Here is a 15,977-nt window from a genome sequence, read left to right as displayed (position 1 = left end):
GACGTGCAACGACCCCCCGGGCAGCGCCCGTTGCCGGTCGCCCCGGTCACCCCTTGCTGTACGTCAGGCTCTCCCCGCCGCTCGCCTTCGCCCGCTTCAGCCGTCCGTCCGGCAGCAGGGTGACCTCGGTGGCCTCGCCCGCGGTGCAGGAGGAGGCGGGCTCGCCGGTGGTCACGGTGGACGGGCCGATCTCCAACGGGCCCTGGTCACCGGGCTGTTCGGCCAGCTCCGCCTCGAAGACGCAGTGGTACGACCCGCCGCCCTCGGTCGGCCCGTCCGCGATCAGCGTCAGCACGGGGTCGCCCACCTCGCCCTGCCGGATGGTCAGTTCGCGGGTGTTGGAGCCGTCCGCGTTGTCGATGGCCGTCCGCCAGGTGCCCAGATAGGCGTCCGGTACCGCGCCGGCCGTGGAGGCGGAGGGGGACGGCTCCCGCGTCGCGGACGGGGAGGGCGTGCCGGAGCCGTCCGGCGAGCCGGAGGTGACGGTGGGCGCCGGGACGACCGTGCCGCCGCCCTTGTCGTCGGCCGCGCCGCCGTTGCTCATCAGCGCGTACACCGAACCGCCCGCGCCCAGCGCGACGATCAGCGCGATCACGACGAGCAGCGCGGTGGACCGCCCGTTGCGCCGCTCGGGGTCCACCGGGACGCCGACGGTGGGCGGCCCGTACGGCGGGGTGGACCCGGACGGCGGATACCCGTAGCCGACGGGCTGGGGGTGCGGCGGATGCGGCTGTGCGTACGGCTGCTGCGGATACGGCTGCTGCGGCGGGTACGGCTGCTGCTGCTGGGGCACCCCGTACGCCGGTCCGAACCCGGCGGACGCGGGCGGCGCACCGGGCGCCGGCGGAGCCTGGGCGGTGACCGCGACGGGCTGGTGATCGACGTTCCCGGCGTCCCCGCCGTCGGAGACGGCGGCGTGCTCGGGCCCCCCGCCCGGACCGGACGCCGGGCCCGCGTCCCGTTCCGGGTGCTCGGTCTCCAGCAACCGCACCGCGTGCCTGCCGAGCTGCGCGACCAGCGAACTCGGCAGCCAGGGGTCCCGCGACCGCCCCTCGGCCACGGTGTCCTCCACCCCCGTCCGCTCCAGGATCGCGTCCAGCGAGGGCCGCGCCCCGGGCTCCTTGCGCAGGCAGTCCCGGACGAGGTCGGCGATCCCCTCCGGCACCCCGGTGAGATCCGGCTCCTCCTGGGCGATCCGGAACATCAGCGCGTGCGCGCCGCTGTCGGCGTTGCCGAAGGGCAGGGTCCCGGTCGCCGCGTACGCCAGCACGGACCCGAGGCAGAACACGTCGCACGCCGGCGTGATCCGGTCCCCGCGGACCTGCTCGGGCGCCATGAACCCCGGCGACCCGACGAGCGCCCCGGTCCGGGTGAGCCCCTCCCCGCCGGCGGTCGCCGTCTCCCGCGCCCGGGCGATCCCGAAGTCGATCACACGGGGCCCGTCGATGGTCACCAGCACGTTGGACGGCTTGAGGTCCCGGTGCACGATCCCGGCCGCGTGGATGTCCTTCAGCGCGTGCGCGAGCCCCGCCGCCAGGATGCGTACCGACCGCTCGGGCAGTGCCCCGTGGTCGTGTCCGACGACCTGCTGGAGGCTCGGCCCGGCCACGTACCCGGTCGCCACCCACGGCACGGCCGCCTCGGTGTCCGCGTCCAGCACGGGCGCGGTCCAGTACCCGCCGACCCGCCGCGCGGCCCGCACCTCCTGCCGGAACCGCGCCCGGAACTCCTCCTGCGCGGCCAGTTCCTCCCGGACGAGCTTCACCGCCACGGTCCGCCCCCGGTCCGACCGCGCCAGATACACGTGCCCCATGCCGCCCGCGCCGAGCCGCGCCAGCAGCCGATACGCACCGGTCTCCTGCGGATCCCCCGGCCCCAGCTTCTCCATCCGCGTCCGCCTTCCCCCCATAGGTCTGCGACGACCGAGAATAGTGGCGGCGGTACGGCAGGGGCCCCCTCCCCCGGCGATCCCCGGCCGGTCCCGGCCACTCCCGGCCGGTCTTGCGTCGACAACCTGTCGCGCTTTGCCCCCGCCCACGGAACAGGACGCCGATAGGACTTCCGCATCGCGGACATCTACGCTCGGCGGCATGACCCCTCAGCCCAGCCCCGAAGCCGGCGCCGCGGTGAAGGCCGCGGACCGTGCGCACGTCTTCCACTCCTGGTCGGCCCAGGACCTCATCGACCCGCTCGCCGTCGCCGGCGCCGAGGGGTCGTACTTCTGGGACTACGACGGCACGCGGTACCTGGACTTCACCAGCGGACTCGTCTTCACCAACATCGGCTACCAGCACCCGAAGGTCGTCGCGGCGATCCAGGAGCAGGCCGCGAAGCTGACGACCTTCGCGCCCGCGTTCGCCGTCGAGGCCCGCTCGGAGGCGGCCCGGCTGATCGCCGAGCGGACCCCCGGCGACCTGGACAAGATCTTCTTCACCAACGGCGGCGCGGACGCCGTCGAGCACGCGGTCCGCATGGCCCGGCTGCACACGGGCCGCCCGAAGGTGCTCTCGGCCTACCGCTCGTACCACGGCGGCACCCAGCAGGCCATCAACATCACCGGTGACCCGCGCCGCTGGGCCTCCGACGGCGCAGCCGCCGGTGTCGTCCACTTCTGGGCGCCGTTCCCCTACCGCTCCCGCTTCTACGCCGAGACCGAGGAGCAGGAGTGCGCCCGGGCGCTGGAGCACCTGGAGACGACGATCGCCTTCGAGGGCCCGGCGACCATCGCGGCGATCATCCTGGAGACCATCCCGGGCACCGCCGGGATCATGGTGCCGCCGCCCGGCTACCTGGCCGGGGTGCGCGAGCTGTGCGACAAGTACGGCATCGTCTTCATCCTGGACGAGGTCATGGCCGGCTTCGGCCGGACCGGTGAGTGGTTCGCGGCCGACCTGTTCGGTGTCACCCCGGACCTGATGACCTTCGCCAAGGGCGTGAACTCCGGTTACGTCCCGCTGGGCGGTGTCGCCATCTCGCAGAGGATCGCGGAGACGTTCGGCAAGCGCCCCTACCCCGGTGGCCTCACCTACTCCGGCCACCCGCTGGCCTGCGCCGCCGCCGTCGCCACGATCAACGTGATGGCGGAGGAGGGCGTGGTGGAGAACGCCAGGCGGCTCGGCGAGAGCGTCGTCGGCCCGGGCCTCGCCGAACTGGCCGCGCGGCACCCGAGCGTCGGCGAGGTGCGCGGTGTCGGCATGTTCTGGGCGCTGGAGCTGGTGAAGAACCGGGAGACCCGCGAGCCGCTGGTGCCGTACAACGCGGCCGGCGAGGCGGGCGCCCCGATGGCCGCGTTCACGGCCGCCGCCAAGCGGCACGGCCTGTGGCCGTTCGTGAACATGAACCGCACCCACGTCGTCCCGCCGTGCAACGCGAGCGAGGCCGAGCTGAAGGAGGGTCTGGCCGCGCTCGACGCCGCGTTGAGCGTCGCCGACGAACACACGGTGTGACCGTACCGCGCCTGCCGCCGGGCGGGTTCGAACGCGTAAGGTGACGTGCTCGTAAGCAACAGCGACTCGCGTAGATCGCGAGTCCGTACGAGTACGTCACCCGGACGCGTGAGGAGAGGCACGGACATGCCCGGCAACGGCACCGTGACGCGCAGCACCCTGCGCCAGCAGATCGCGGACGCGCTCCGTGACGAGGTGCTGGCGGGCCGGCTGCGCCCGGGCCGGGCGTTCACCGTGAAGGAGATAGCCGACCAGTACGGCGTCTCCGCCACCCCCGTCCGCGAGGCGCTGGTCGACCTGTCCGCGCAGGGCATCCTGGAGGCCGACCAGCACCGCGGCTTCCGGGTGCCCGAGTACTCGGTCACCGACTACCGGGACATGATCGAGGCGCGCAGCCTGGTCACCGACGGCATGTTCCAGGTCCTCAGCGCCGGCCACCCCGCCTTCCGCACCCCGCCCGAGGACCCGCGCACGGCCGCCGCCCTGGCCACCGTGCGCCGCCGCGGCGAGGAGGCCCAGCGGGCCGCGACCGCCGGCGACCTCACGGTCCTCATCGGCTACGACCTCCGCTTCTGGCGCGAGCTGAGCGCCCTCTTCGGCAACCCCTACCTCGGCGACTTCCTGCACCGTCTGCGCGTGCGGTCCTGGGTCTGCGTGGTGCAGCACCTGCTGCGCCTGCCCGACCTGCGCGGCCGGCTCTGGTCCGGGCACACCGAGCTGGTCGACGCGCTCGCCCGGCGCGAGGCCGACACGGCCCGCGCCATCGTCGCCGCCTCCAACGCCGACTCGCTGGCGCTGCTGGAACACCTGACCAACGGGTAGGTGACCGGTACGGCCCATCCGGTCCGTACGGGAGGAGCCGCCCCGGGGCCGTACCGACTACCCTTCCCTGACCACCTGCTGCCGTGCGTGACCGCGCGCCTGCCGACGTAGGAGCCCTCTTTTGGCCTGTGACCTGTGGCTGGTACCGCTCGTGGACGTGTTGTGCCACACCCCGGACAACCCTTTCGCCGAGGAACTCGCGCAGTACGACAAGGCTCTCGCCGAGGCGGGTCTGCCGCCGGTGCCGGTGTACCAGTACATGCCGGGCCTGTCCGGTGACGTCGCCCCGGTCGCCGGTTTCGACTACGACGCCCTGCACTTCCTGCGCCGGGCCCACCTGCTCCAGGTCTGCGGTCTGCCGGTGACCCCGGTGGACGAACTGGGCGGCGACTACGAGCAGTTGCTGGAGATGTTCGAGTCGACCGCCCAGCAGTCACACCTGGTCTGGCACTACGACCACGCGGGCGCGTACGTCCCGGTGGACTTCCCGCACCCGCTGTCGAACGACGAACTCCTCGCGGGCGGCGGCCCGTTGGGCTCGTCGCAGGCGCTGCTGCGCGAGCTCCAGCAGGTCGCCCCGGCCATCGGCATCGACCCGGCGAACCCCCCGGCGCCCCCCGCCCCGCCCACGGCCCCCACGGAGCTGGAGGAACCGGCCGTCCCCGCCCCGTACGACCCCAGCCCCTTCGCCCGCGAACGGCACGTCTGGCTGGGCCTGCACGCGGCGGCGACCCGCTCACTGGCACAGGGCTCGATGATCGTGTTCAGCTGACGCTCGACACCGAGGGCGGGAAGGCCGGTCGGGGTCACCGCACCGGCCGTCCCATCAGGTTCCCGAGCCCCGGGAAGGCTCGGTCAGAGGAACGAGTTGATCTCGATCGTCTCGTCGCGGCCCGGGCCCACGCCGATCGCGGAGATCGGTGCGCCGGACATCTCCTCCAGCGCCTTGACGTAGTTCTGGGCGTTCTTCGGGAGGTCGGAGAAGGACTTCGCCTTGCTGATGTCCTCGCTCCAGCCCGGCAGCATCTCGTAGACCGGCTTCGCGTGGTGGAAGTCGGTCTGGGAGTACGGCAGTTCCTCGACGCGCCTGCCGTCGATCTCGTAGGCCACGCAGACCGGGATCTGCTCCCAGCCGGTGAGGACGTCCAGCTTGGTGAGGAAGAAGTCGGTCAGGCCGTTGACGCGGGTCGCGTAGCGGGCGATGACCGCGTCGAACCAGCCGCAGCGGCGGTCACGGCCGGTGGTGACACCGCGCTCGCCGCCGATGCGGCGCAGGGCCTCGCCGTCCTCGTCGAACAGCTCGGTCGGGAACGGTCCCGCGCCGACGCGGGTCGTGTAGGCCTTGAGGATGCCGATGACCCGGCTGATCTTCGTGGGGCCCACGCCGGCACCGGTGCAGGCGCCGCCGGCCGTCGGGTTCGACGACGTCACGAAGGGGTAGGTGCCGTGGTCGATGTCCAGCAGCGTGCCCTGGCCGCCCTCGAAGAGGACGACCTTGTCGTCCTCCAGGGCCTGGTTGAGGACCAGGACCGTGTCGGCGACGTACGGCTTGATCTGCTCGGCGTAGCCCAGCAGCTCCTCCACCACCTGGCTCACGGCGATCGCGCGCCGGTTGTAGAGCTTGGTGAGGATCTGGTTCTTGACGTCGAGGGCCGCTTCGACCTTCTGGGTCAGGATCGACTCGTCGTAGAGGTCCTGGACCCGGATGCCCACGCGGTTGATCTTGTCGGCGTAGGTCGGGCCGATGCCGCGCCCGGTCGTGCCGATCTTGCGCTTGCCGAGGAAGCGTTCCGTCACCTTGTCGACGGTCACGTTGTACGGCGTGATGATGTGCGCGTTACCGCTGATCAGGAGCTTTGACGTGTCGACGCCACGCTCGTTCAGACCGCTCAGCTCGGAGAGCAGGACCGACGGGTCGACGACGACACCGTTACCGATGACCGGCGTACAGCCGGGCGACAGGATTCCGGAAGGGAGGAGGTGAAGCGCGTACTTCTGGTCGCCCACGACGACCGTGTGGCCGGCGTTGTTGCCGCCCTGGTAACGCACCACATAGTCGACGGAGCCACCGAGCAGGTCCGTCGCCTTTCCCTTGCCTTCGTCACCCCACTGAGCACCGAGCAGCACAAGTGCGGGCACGCGCGTACACCCCTTCCGGGCGGGGCATGTCCAAGGTCGGGGGCTTGGGCGTAAGGTTCACCGCCGCGTACCACTGCGACCGCCGTTGGTCGCACAACCGTCGGACCGGATGCCCCGGAATAGACGAAGCCCCTGGCGCAATAGCGCAAGGGGCTCTTGCACAAAGATGCTACCCGAGGAAGCGAGGCAGGACCGAGGTGGCGACTTTCGCGACGTCCGATCAGCTGCTGGTGATCATCGATCCATCGGCACGGCAGGCGGACGGAGAGTCCGTACGGATCGCGAAAGACGTGCTCAGCGCGGGTGCGGCGGCGAAGGTGTGCCTGCCGGACGGACCCGAGGAATTCGCCCGCGCGCTCGGCCGAAGGGGGTCCCGGCGACCGGTGGTGATCGGCGACGACCGGGCGCTGGTGCGGGCCGTCACCCTGCTGCACCGGCAGCGGGAGCTGGCCGGATGTGCGCTGTCGGTGGTGCCGGTGGGAAACGCGGCGCTCGCCGAGTCGCTCGGGGTGCCCGGCGGCACGGTGGCGGCGGCGCGGGCGGTCCTGGACGGCGCCGAGCGGCGGCTGGACCTGCTGGTGGACGACAGCGACGGGGTCGTGCTCGGCACGCTTGGCATCCCGCCGACGCGGCCGGTCCCCGCCGAGCCGGTCCCGCTCGCCCCGGAGCGGCCCTGGTACCGCTCCCTGGCCCGCACCCTCGCCCCCCGGCCCGCCCGCCTGTCCGCCGTACCGTCCCCGCGCGTGACCCGGCTGCGGGTGGAGGTGGACGGGGAGACGGTGGTCGACCTGGACCAGCCGGTGGAGGCGGTGGCGGTGACACCGGGCCGGACCGGGACGGCCTCGGTGGAGGTCCGGCCCCTGTCGGTGGGCGCGGAGGCGACCCCGCTCCTGGCCTCCGGCCACACGGTGACGGTCACGGGAGCGGACTTCCGCTACCGGGCGGACGCGGCGGTCTCGGGCCCGGTACGACGCCGGACGTGGCGCGTGCTGGAGGGGGCGTGGGCGCTCACGCTCCCCCGTACTCCTTCTCCCGGTACGTCCGCCGGCGTCCCGTCATCCCCGCCGCGTCCCGCTCGATGAACTCGAGGAAGTCCAGCGTCTCGGCGGGGCTGCGACGGAGGGACATGACCGCCTGAGGCAGGGAGAACCCCTGCTCACCGCACCTCCACGCCCAGTCCCTCCAGGCCCCGGATCACGAAGTTCGGCTTTCGGGTCGGTTCCTCGGCCGGGGCCAGGGTGGGGGCCTGCTGGAGGAGGGCCGTCATGGAGGCCGTCAGCTCCAGGCGGGCCAGGGGGGCGCCGATGCAGTAGTGGATGCCCGCGCTGAAGGAGATGTGCGGGTTGTCCTTCCGGGTGAGGTCCAGGCGGGCGGGGTCGGTGAAGACCGCCGGGTCGTGGTTGGCGGAGCCGAAGAGCATGGCGATCTCCGAACCCCTCGGGATCGTCGTGCCGTCGATCTCGATGTCGTCCAGGACCCAGCGTTCGAAGAGCTGGAGCGGGGTGTCGTAGCGCATCAGCTCCTCGATCGCGGAGGGGATCAGGGAGTGGTCCGCGCGGAGGGCCGCGAGCTGGTCCGGGTTGCGGAACAGCGCCCACCAGCCGTTCACCGTGGCGTTGACCGTCGCCTCGTGGCCCGCGTTGAGGAGCAGCACCGCCGTGGAGATCATCTCCTGCTCCGTGAGGCGGTCGCCCTCGTCGTGGGCCGCGATCAGGCCCGAGATCAGGTCGTCCCCGGGGTCCTCGCGACGGGCCGCGATCAGCTCCCGCAGACAGTCCGAGAACTCCACCGACGCCCGCACCGCCCGCGCCGCCGTCTCCTCGGACGGGTGCAGCTCGTACATGCCGCAGATGTCCGCCGACCAGGGGCGCAGCTGCCCCCGGTCCGCCTCCGGGATGCCCAGCATCTCGGCGATCACGGCCACCGGCAGCGGCTCCGCCACGTCCGTGAGCAGATCACCGCCGCCGTTGCCGACCAGCGCGGCCACCAGGTCGTTCGCGAGCCCCTCGACGTACGGCCGCAGCCGCTCCACCGTGCGCGGCGTGAACGCCTTCGACACCAGGCGCCGGATCCGGGTGTGGTCCGGCGGCTCCAGGTCGAGCATGCCGTGGTCGTTGAGGGTGTGGAACGGCTCGTGCTCCGGCGGGGGCGGAGTACGGCCGAACTCCTCGTGGCTGAACCGGTGCTGGTACGTCCGGCCCAGCCGGCGGTCGCGCAGCAGCGCCGAGACGTCCGCGTGGTGCGGGACCAGCCACTGGTCGGTCGGCTCGTACCGGATCACCCGGCCGCGAGCGCGCAGCTCCGCGTAGGCCGGGTACGGGTCGGCGACGAACGCCGGATCCCAGGGATCGAACGCGAGGTCATGGGGGCCTGCCATGCGGGGACGCTAGCGCGCCGGACGCCATCCCACCAGGGCGTAGTCGTGGTACAGGGGTTCCGGGAGGGCGTCGAAGCCCAGGTCGGACGTGCGGGCGGTCTCCCCCTCCATGGGCGCTTCTTCCCCCTCAGCCGGGCGTCACCAGGCGGGCCTCGTACGCGAACACCGCCGCCTGGGTGCGGTCGCGCAGGCCCAGCTTCACCAGGATCCGGCTCACATGGGTCTTGATCGTCGACTCCGCCACCACCAGGCGCCCGGCGATCTCCGCGTTCGACAGGCCCTGGGCGATCAGGATCAGTACCTCCGTCTCGCGTTCCGTCAGTTCCCCGTACGCCGCCTGCGCCGCCTGTATCAGCCGGGGGGTGTCCGCCAGGCGGGAGAACTCCGTGATCAGGCGCCGGGTGACCGAGGGGGCCAGCAGGGCCTCGCCCGCCGCCACCACCCGTACCCCGTCGGCCAGCTGGCGCGCCGAGGCGTCCTTGAGGAGGAAGCCGGAGGCCCCCGCCCGCAGCGCCTGGTACACGTACTCGTCCAGGTCGAACGTGGTCAGCACCAGCACCTTCGCCGTCTCGTCGGCCGCGACGATCTCCCGGGTCGCCTCGATGCCGTTCAGCTCCGGCATGCGGATGTCCATCAGGACGACGTCCGGGGACAGTTCACGGACCCGGTCCACCGCCTCCCGGCCGTTGACCGCCTCCCCGACGACCTCGATGCCCGGCATCGCGTTCAGCAGCACCGAGAATCCCTCGCGGACCATCATCTGGTCGTCCGCGATCAGTACCCGGATCGTCATGCCGCACCCTCGATCGCGGGGGCCGCCACCGGCACCGGAAGGAACACCGCCACCTCGTAGCCCCCCTCGTCCGTGGCAGCCGCCGTCATCTCGCCGTTCAGCATCGAGACCCGCTCCCGCATGCCCGTGATGCCGTGCCCGGCCCCGGGCGAGGGCTTCACCAGGTTCGGCGCCGGGGCCGGACCGTTCACCACCCGCAGGCCCAGGCCGCCCAGGACGTAGCCGATCTCGACGCGGGCGCCCGCGCCGGGCGCGTGCCGCAGGGTGTTGCTCAGCGCCTCCTGCACGATGCGGTACGCCGACAGCTCCACCCCCTGCGGCAGCTCCCGCACCGCGCCGGTCACCACCTTCTCCACCTCCAGACCGGCCTCCCGCACGTTCGCGAGCAGCCCGTCCAGGTCGGCCAGGGTGGGCTGCGGGGCGTCCGGGACCTCGTAGTCCTCGGCGCGGACCACCCCGAGGACCCGGCGCAGCTCGGTCAGCGCCGCCACCGCGTTCTCCCGGATGGTGGCGAACGCCTTCTCCAGCTCCGGCGGCGGGTTCTCCACCCGGTACGGAGCGGCCTCCGCCTGGATGGCGACCACCGACATGTGGTGGGCGACCACGTCGTGCAGCTCCCGGGCGATCGTCGTGCGCTCCTCCAGCAGGGTGCGCCGCGAGCGCTCGTGCTCGGTCACCGACTGCTGGGCGGTCACCTCCTGCTCGGCCTCCCGGCGCACGTGCCGGACCGTGACGACCAGCAGGGCCAGCGCGGACAGCACCAGCATGGGGGCGGTGTCGGTGGCGTCGCGGTCGTACCCGAGGACGGTCTCGGCCCAGAAGCCGTACAGCGCGGTCAGCAGCCACATCCAGGCCGCCGCGCGCGGGCGGGTGCGCACCGCCACGACCGTGAGCACCAGCAGATGCGCGACGAAGCCGCCCGGCGGCCAGGGCCGGCTGCCCCAGCCGCCGCTGAGGACCGAGGCGACCGTCGTCGCCGCGAACGACAGCCAGAACGCGCCGACCGGACGCACCAGGGTCAGCAGCACCGGGGCCAGGGCGAGCAGCCCGCACAGCAGCGCCGGCGCGCCGGCGTCCGCGCCCGCCATGCCGGCGCACAGCGCCACGAGGCCGCCGGCCACCACCACCGCGTGCGGGGTCCAGGCCGCGCGGGCCCGCATCCGGTCGGACAGGTGGCGGGTGAGGCGGCCGTCCACCGCCGTGCGGGGCAGCGGCCGGTAGGCGAAGGCCCCGTGGAACAGGTCCTGCCGCAGCCCGCGCAGGGCGTCCACGGCCAGCCGGAACTCGGGGCTGCGCGGCCGGCCGGCCGCGCCCGGCGGTGTCGTCTGCGTGTGCGTCGTCTCGGTCACGTGCCACACGGTAGGCGCGAACCGGACCCCCGGTCGTCCCCTTGGAGGGGGGTCCTCGGGGGTCCGTCTCAAGTACTACGGAGCCCGTGGGGTATCACGGCCGTCACCAGGCGAGCTGGGCGATCTCCTCCGCCACCACCGCGCAGGCGCCCGCCGCCGGGTCGATCAGCGGGAAGTGGCCGACGTCCCCCAGCAGGGTCAGGCCCACCATCTCGCCCGCCTTCGCCGCGGCGTCCGCGTAGGACTCGGCCACCGGCTCCGGGACGACCAGGTCGGCGCGGCCCTGGACGAGGGTCGTGGCGATGCCCGTCGGCAGGAGCAGCGCGGGGTCGGCGTACGGGCGGCGGGCGGCGAAGGCGTCGGGGCCGCCGAGGAGTTGCAGGGACGCGTGCGCGCAGACGTCCAGTTTCTCCGCCACCTCGAAGTCCGCGATGGGGGCGAGCGCGACGACGCCACGGAGATCGGCGGGGCCGTCGGTGCGCCACGGGGCGTCCGGGGGGAGGACGTGGCGGGCCGCCGCCCACAGCGCCAGGTGCCCGCCCGCCGAGTGGCCGGTCAGGACCGTGCGGCGCGGGTCCGCCTGCGGCAGTGCCTCGTGGACCAGGGCGGGCAGGGCGTCCAGGGCCGCCGCGACGTCGTCGAAGGTGTCGGGCCAGCGGCCCGCCGGCGGTGTGCCGTCGTCCGGGGCACCGGCTGAGTCCTCGCCGCCCCGTCTGTACTCGACGTTGGCCACCGCGAAGCCCCTGCGGGCCAGGTAGTCCGCGAAGGGGGTGATGTGGCGGCGGTCGTAGCGGGCGCGCCAGGCGCCGCCGTGCAGGACGACGACCAGCGGGGCGAGGGCGCCTGGAGCGGCGGAGTCCGGTACCGGGCGGGGAGCGTAGAAGTCGATCACCTGGTCGGGGTGGTCACCGTAGGCGGCGGTGACGTCGGGGTCGACCGGGGAGTGCGAGAAGGCCGACTCCTCTTCGGCGGCGGCGCGGGCTGCGGCGGCGTCGTCCGGCATGCTCCAACCTCTCAGCGACGATGGGGTACCTCCCGGGCTTTTCGGCACCGGAGGAGGGTGTGGCGGACCAGGTGGGAAATCGGCCGTTGGCGGGGACGGTATCAGGCAGGTGACGTGCGGGGACACGGGGATGTCACGCACGGTGAAGGCCACCCGGCCCTCCGGGCCGCGGGAGGCGCGGCGAGGAGCCCGTCGAGGCCCAACGCGGGGACCGGACAGGCCGGTTGAGGAAGCCACCGGAGGCCCCGCACACAGCCAGGGGAGGCGGGGTGCGCGAGCCGCCGGAGGCCCCGCACGTAGCCACGGGAGGCGAGGTGCTGGAGCCACCGGAGACCCTGCGCAGCAGCCACGGAAGGCGAGGCGCGCGAGCCACCGGAGGCCCCACGCAGCAGCCACGGAAGGCGAGGCGCGCGAGCCACCGGAGGCCCCACGCAGCAGCCACGGAAGGCGAGGCGCGCGAGCCACCGGAGGCCCCACGCAGCAGCCACGGAAGGCGGGGGCGGGAGCCGGGCGAGGCCCGGTGGGGGGCGGGGTGACCGGAACTGATGCCCCGGTGCTCTGCCCCAAGCTCCCCGGCCTGCCCCGCCCCGCACCCGCCGCCCTCCTACGCCAGCTCCTCCCCCAGGATCCGTGCCGCCCGTTCCGCGTCCCGGAAGCTCACGTACAGCGGGGTGAAGCCGAAGCGGAGGATGTCGGGGTGGCGGAAGTCGCCCACCACGCCCCGGGCGATCAGGCGCTTCATCACCTCGCCCGCGTCCGGGCAGCGCAGCGCGATCTGGCTGCCGCGCTCCGCGTGCGGCCCGGGGGTCACGCACTCCACCCGGCCCGGCTCGGTGTACTCGTCCACGCACCGCAGGAAGAAGTCCGTCAGTGCCAGGGACTTGGCGCGGACGGCGTCGACGGACACCCCGCCCCAGACGTCGAGGGCGGCCTCCAGCGCCAGCAGGGAGAGGATGTCCGGGGTGCCGACCCGGCCGCGCACCGCGCCCGCCGCCGGGGCGTACGACGGGCTCATGCCGAACGGCTCGGCGTGGGAGTTCCAGCCGGGCAGCGGGGAGTCGAAGCGGTCCTGGAGTTCCCGCCGCACGTACAGGTACGCCGGTGAACCCGGGCCGCCGTTCAGGTACTTGTAGGTGCAGCCGACCGCGAGGTCCACGCCGTGCTCGTCCAGGCCCACCGGCAGCGCGCCCGCGCTGTGGCACAGGTCCCAGACCGCGCGGGCCCCGCAGGCGTGCACCGCGGCGGTGAGCGCCGGGAGGTCGTGCAGCCGGCCGGTGCGGTAGTCGACGTGGTTGAGCAGCACGGCGGCCGTGCGGTCGCCCAGCGCCGCCGGCACCTCGGCCGGGGTCACCGCGCGCAGGGTGCGGCCGGTGAGCCGGGCCGCCGACTCGGCGATGTAGCCGTCGGTGGGGAAGGTCGTGGCGTCCACCAGGATCTCGTCGCGGCCGGCGTCCGCCATGCGGACCGCGGCGACCAGTGCCTTGAAGACGTTGACGCTGGTCGAGTCGCCGACGACGATCTGGCCGGGCGCCGCGCCGACCAGCGGGGCGATCCGGTCGCCGATCCGCTCGGGCGCCGTCCACCAGCCGCTCTCCTCCCAGGAGCGGATGCGCAGTTCGCCCCACTGGCGGCGGACGACGTCCGCGACCCGGTCGGGGACGTGCGCGGGCAGGGCGCCGAGGGAGTTGCCGTCCAGGTAGACCCCCGCGGCGTCAGCCGCGGCGTCGGACATGGGGCCGAGGACGAAACGGTCGCGCAGGGGCGCCAGTTCGTCGGCCTGGTCCAGTTCCTTCGCGAGCAGGGGCAGCTCAGACATGGGACCTCGCCGTCCACAGCTCGGGGAACACGTTCTTGCGGGCGCGCTTCTCCAGCCAGGCCACACCGGCGGAGCCGCCCGTGCCGGCCTTGGCGCCCATCGCGCGCCGGGTGGCGACCAGGTGGTCGTTGCGCCAGCGCCAGACCAGTTCGGCCACGTCGCTCAACGCCTCGCCGAGGCGGGCGAGTTCGGCGTTCTGGTCGCCGGAGTAGATCTCCGTCCAGGCCGCCTCGACGGCGTCGGAGGGCTCGTGGCGCCGGGAGACGTCGCGGTGCAGCACGGAGTCGGGGATCGCGTGGCCGCGGCGCGCGAGGAGCCGTACCACCTCGTCGTACAGGCTCGGCTCGTGCAGCGCCTTCTCCAGTTCCGCGTGGACGCGCGGGGCGCCGCGGTGCGGGACGAGCATGGACGCGGACTTCTCGCCGAGCAGGAACTCCAGGCGCCGGTACATCGCCGACTGGAAGCCGGAGCCCTCGCCGAGCGCGCTGCGGTAGGAGTTGAACTGCGCCGGGGTCAGCTGTCCGAGCGGCTTCCAGGAGGCGTTCAGGGCCTCCAGCTCGCGCACGGAACGTTTCAGCGCGGCGAGCGCGGTCGGCACGTCGTCCGCGCGCAGCGCCCGCGCGGCCGTCTCCCACTCGTGCACGATGACCGTGAACCACAGCTCCATGACCTGGGTGGTCACCAGGAAGACCATCTCTCCGGGGTCGTCCGAGAGAGTGTGCTGGAGATGGGTGAGGACGTCCGCCTTGACGTAGTCCTCGTACGGCGTCGTCCCCGCGAAATCGAGATTCGGGGTCTCGGGCTCAGCGGCCTCGTAAGGGGGGTGAGCCTGTTGGGACATCGCTGTCTCCTGTTGTCACTCCGGGTAGCGGTCCGCCCCTGCCGATGCCGGCACGGGGGCCCCGGTCCCCATACGGAATCCTCCGCAATCACCCCCGATACGGCAAGGGCGATCATGCCTCCTGCCGGGCGCCGCCGCCGAGGGGAGCGCGTCCGGTGGCGACCAGCAGGGCGGCCAGGGCGAGCAGGAGGGCCGCCGCCGACAGGGCCGCGCGCAGACCGAGGGCGGAGGCCAGCGCGCCGCCGAGGAGTCCGCCGACCGGCATGCCGCCCCAGGCGAGGACCCGGTACGCGGCGGTCACCCGGCCGGTGAGCGCGTCCGGGATGCGGGCCTGCCGTTCGGAGACCGTGACCACGTTCCACACCACCACCATCAGCCCGTTCACGGCCAGCAGGGCCGCGGCGAGCGCGGCCGGACGGGCGAGGGTGAGCAGGGCGAAGGCCGTCGCCGAACCGGCGGCGGAACCGGCCAGCAAGGGCCGGTGGGAGAGCCGCCGGGCCAGCGGGGCGGCGACCAGGGAGCCGGCGACGCTGCCCACGGCGCTCGCCGTCAGGAGCAGTCCGTAGCCCGTGCCGCCGAGGTGCCACTGGTGCCGGGCGAACAGGACCATGACCCCCCAGGCGGCGGCGCTGCCCATGCCCAGCAGGACCGTCGCCAGGGCGAGCACCCGGACCACCCGGTCGTCGCGCAGCCAGCGCAGCCCCTCGGCGACGCTGTGCCGCAAGGACGCGGTCCCCTCCGGCGTGGAGGTCGGCGCCGGGCGGAAGCGGCCCCGGACGCCCGCCAGCAGGGCCACCCCCAGCAGGTAACTGACCGCGTCGATACCGGCCGGCAGCCAGCGTGCGACCGCGAACAGGGCGGCACCCGCGGCCGGCCCCGCGAACCGGACGAGCACGGTCGAACTGCCGTGGAGGAGGCTGTTGGCCCTGACCAGCGAGCCGGTCCCGGCCACGGCGGGGATCACCGCCTGCACGGCGGTGTCGAAGAAGATCTGCGCCGACCCCAGGGCGAACAGCACGACCAGCAGCAGCCAGATGTTCCCCACGTCGCACGCCACGGCCGCCGCCAGGGCCGCCACGAGCAGCGCGCGGCAGCTGTCGGCGATCAGCAGCACCTTCCTGCGGTCCCAGCGGTCGACCAGCCCGCCCGCCGGCAGCCCCAGGAACAGCCAGGGTGCCTGCGTGGCGGCGGCTGCTGCGGAGACGAGCACCGGGTCACGGGTCCAGTGCGTGGCCAGCAGGGGGAACGCGCTCAGCTCCAGCCCGTCACCGAGCCCGGAGACCGCCGCCGCGGTCCACACCAGCCAGAAGTCCCGCGACAGCCCCATGGGCCCCGGCCTCCGCGCCCCGGCGGAGCCGTCACGGCGCGGGGCCAGGGCGGACTCCTGCGTC

13 protein-coding genes are annotated in these 15,977 nt (G+C 73.5%); 4 read left to right on the top strand and 9 right to left on the bottom strand.

What is annotated here, in order from left to right; all coding sequences use genetic code 11:
* Positions 1 to 46: 46 nt before the first annotated feature.
* Complete coding sequence (locus tag IE294_RS29580; protein ID WP_189891092.1) at positions 47 to 1,888, bottom strand: serine/threonine-protein kinase; 1,842 nt, start codon at positions 1,886 to 1,888, stop codon at positions 47 to 49.
* Positions 1,889 to 2,090: 202 nt separating this feature from the next.
* Between IE294_RS29580 and IE294_RS29575 the strand changes: the two genes are divergently transcribed.
* The 3 genes from IE294_RS29575 to IE294_RS29565 all read left to right on the top strand — a co-directional run bounded on the left by IE294_RS29575 (position 2,091) and on the right by IE294_RS29565 (position 5,040).
* Positions 2,091 to 3,446: an aspartate aminotransferase family protein gene (locus tag IE294_RS29575; protein ID WP_189891090.1), complete on the top strand. Its 1,356-nt coding sequence runs from the start codon at positions 2,091 to 2,093 to the stop codon at positions 3,444 to 3,446.
* Positions 3,447 to 3,572: 126 nt separating this feature from the next.
* Positions 3,573 to 4,268, top strand: a complete 696-nt coding sequence (locus IE294_RS29570; RefSeq protein ID WP_189891088.1) for a GntR family transcriptional regulator — start codon at positions 3,573 to 3,575, stop codon at positions 4,266 to 4,268.
* A 121-nt stretch (positions 4,269 to 4,389) separates the two neighbouring features.
* Positions 4,390 to 5,040, top strand: coding sequence for a putative DNA-mimic protein (locus IE294_RS29565; protein ID WP_189891086.1), 651 nt, complete (start codon positions 4,390 to 4,392; stop codon positions 5,038 to 5,040).
* A gap of 83 nt (positions 5,041 to 5,123) precedes the next feature.
* On the opposite strand, the gene IE294_RS29560 is transcribed toward IE294_RS29565, so the two are convergent.
* Positions 5,124 to 6,407, bottom strand: coding sequence for an adenylosuccinate synthase (locus IE294_RS29560; protein WP_189891084.1), 1,284 nt, complete (start codon positions 6,405 to 6,407; stop codon positions 5,124 to 5,126).
* Positions 6,408 to 6,604: 197 nt separating this feature from the next.
* On the opposite strand from IE294_RS29560, the gene IE294_RS29555 reads away from it, so the two are divergent.
* Positions 6,605 to 7,489: a diacylglycerol kinase family protein gene (locus tag IE294_RS29555; RefSeq protein ID WP_189891082.1), complete on the top strand. Its 885-nt coding sequence runs from the start codon at positions 6,605 to 6,607 to the stop codon at positions 7,487 to 7,489.
* Positions 7,490 to 7,563: 74 nt separating this feature from the next.
* On the opposite strand, the gene IE294_RS29550 is transcribed toward IE294_RS29555, so the two are convergent.
* The 7 genes from IE294_RS29550 to IE294_RS29520 all read right to left on the bottom strand — a co-directional run bounded on the left by IE294_RS29550 (position 7,564) and on the right by IE294_RS29520 (position 15,913).
* Positions 7,564 to 8,784 (bottom strand): cytochrome P450, encoded by a 1,221-nt coding sequence (locus IE294_RS29550; protein ID WP_189891080.1) that lies wholly within the window; start codon positions 8,782 to 8,784, stop codon positions 7,564 to 7,566.
* Positions 8,785 to 8,911: 127 nt separating this feature from the next.
* Positions 8,912 to 9,577: a response regulator gene (locus IE294_RS29545; RefSeq protein ID WP_189891078.1), complete on the bottom strand. Its 666-nt coding sequence runs from the start codon at positions 9,575 to 9,577 to the stop codon at positions 8,912 to 8,914.
* Positions 9,574 to 10,926: a sensor histidine kinase gene (locus IE294_RS29540; protein ID WP_189891076.1), complete on the bottom strand. Its 1,353-nt coding sequence runs from the start codon at positions 10,924 to 10,926 to the stop codon at positions 9,574 to 9,576. The genes IE294_RS29545 and IE294_RS29540 overlap by 4 nt, the downstream gene beginning before the upstream one ends.
* A gap of 103 nt (positions 10,927 to 11,029) precedes the next feature.
* A complete protein-coding gene (locus IE294_RS29535; protein WP_189891074.1) occupies positions 11,030 to 11,929 on the bottom strand; it encodes an alpha/beta hydrolase in 900 nt (299 codons plus the stop codon).
* A gap of 604 nt (positions 11,930 to 12,533) precedes the next feature.
* Positions 12,534 to 13,745 carry a kynureninase gene (gene kynU, locus IE294_RS29530; protein ID WP_189891072.1) on the bottom strand — a complete coding sequence of 404 codons (1,212 nt, stop codon included), beginning with the start codon at positions 13,743 to 13,745 and terminating at the stop codon, positions 12,534 to 12,536.
* Complete coding sequence (locus tag IE294_RS29525) at positions 13,738 to 14,586, bottom strand: tryptophan 2,3-dioxygenase family protein (RefSeq protein WP_189891071.1); 849 nt, start codon at positions 14,584 to 14,586, stop codon at positions 13,738 to 13,740. Before IE294_RS29525 ends, kynU begins: the two co-directional genes overlap by 8 nt.
* 112 nt (positions 14,587 to 14,698) lie before the next feature.
* Positions 14,699 to 15,913 carry an MFS transporter gene (locus IE294_RS29520; protein WP_189891069.1) on the bottom strand — a complete coding sequence of 405 codons (1,215 nt, stop codon included), beginning with the start codon at positions 15,911 to 15,913 and terminating at the stop codon, positions 14,699 to 14,701.
* Between the last annotated feature and the right edge of the window lie 64 nt (positions 15,914 to 15,977).

This window comes from Streptomyces canarius, from assembly GCF_014650735.1.
GTDB lineage: Bacteria > Actinomycetota > Actinomycetes > Streptomycetales > Streptomycetaceae > Streptomyces > Streptomyces olivaceoviridis.
Note: the sequence above shows the minus strand (reverse complement) of the source record. Positions and strands in the feature narration are given on the sequence as shown.

Bases quoted from the DNA above. Each gene is read 5' to 3' on its own strand.
- IE294_RS29550 (WP_189891080.1), bottom strand. From the start codon at position 8,784: ATGGCAGGCCCCCATGACCTCGCGTTCGATCCCTGGGATCCGGCGTTC.
- IE294_RS29520 (WP_189891069.1), bottom strand. From the start codon at position 15,913: ATGGGGCTGTCGCGGGACTTCTGGCTGGTGTGGACCGCGGCGGCGGTC.
- IE294_RS29535 (WP_189891074.1), bottom strand. From the start codon at position 11,929: ATGCCGGACGACGCCGCCGCAGCCCGCGCCGCCGCCGAAGAGGAGTCG.
- kynU (WP_189891072.1), bottom strand. From the start codon at position 13,745: ATGTCTGAGCTGCCCCTGCTCGCGAAGGAACTGGACCAGGCCGACGAA.
- IE294_RS29570 (WP_189891088.1), top strand. From the start codon at position 3,573: ATGCCCGGCAACGGCACCGTGACGCGCAGCACCCTGCGCCAGCAGATC.
- IE294_RS29545 (WP_189891078.1), bottom strand. From the start codon at position 9,577: ATGACGATCCGGGTACTGATCGCGGACGACCAGATGATGGTCCGCGAG.
- IE294_RS29580 (WP_189891092.1), bottom strand. From the start codon at position 1,888: ATGGAGAAGCTGGGGCCGGGGGATCCGCAGGAGACCGGTGCGTATCGG.
- IE294_RS29575 (WP_189891090.1), top strand. From the start codon at position 2,091: ATGACCCCTCAGCCCAGCCCCGAAGCCGGCGCCGCGGTGAAGGCCGCG.
- IE294_RS29525 (WP_189891071.1), bottom strand. From the start codon at position 14,586: ATGTCCCAACAGGCTCACCCCCCTTACGAGGCCGCTGAGCCCGAGACC.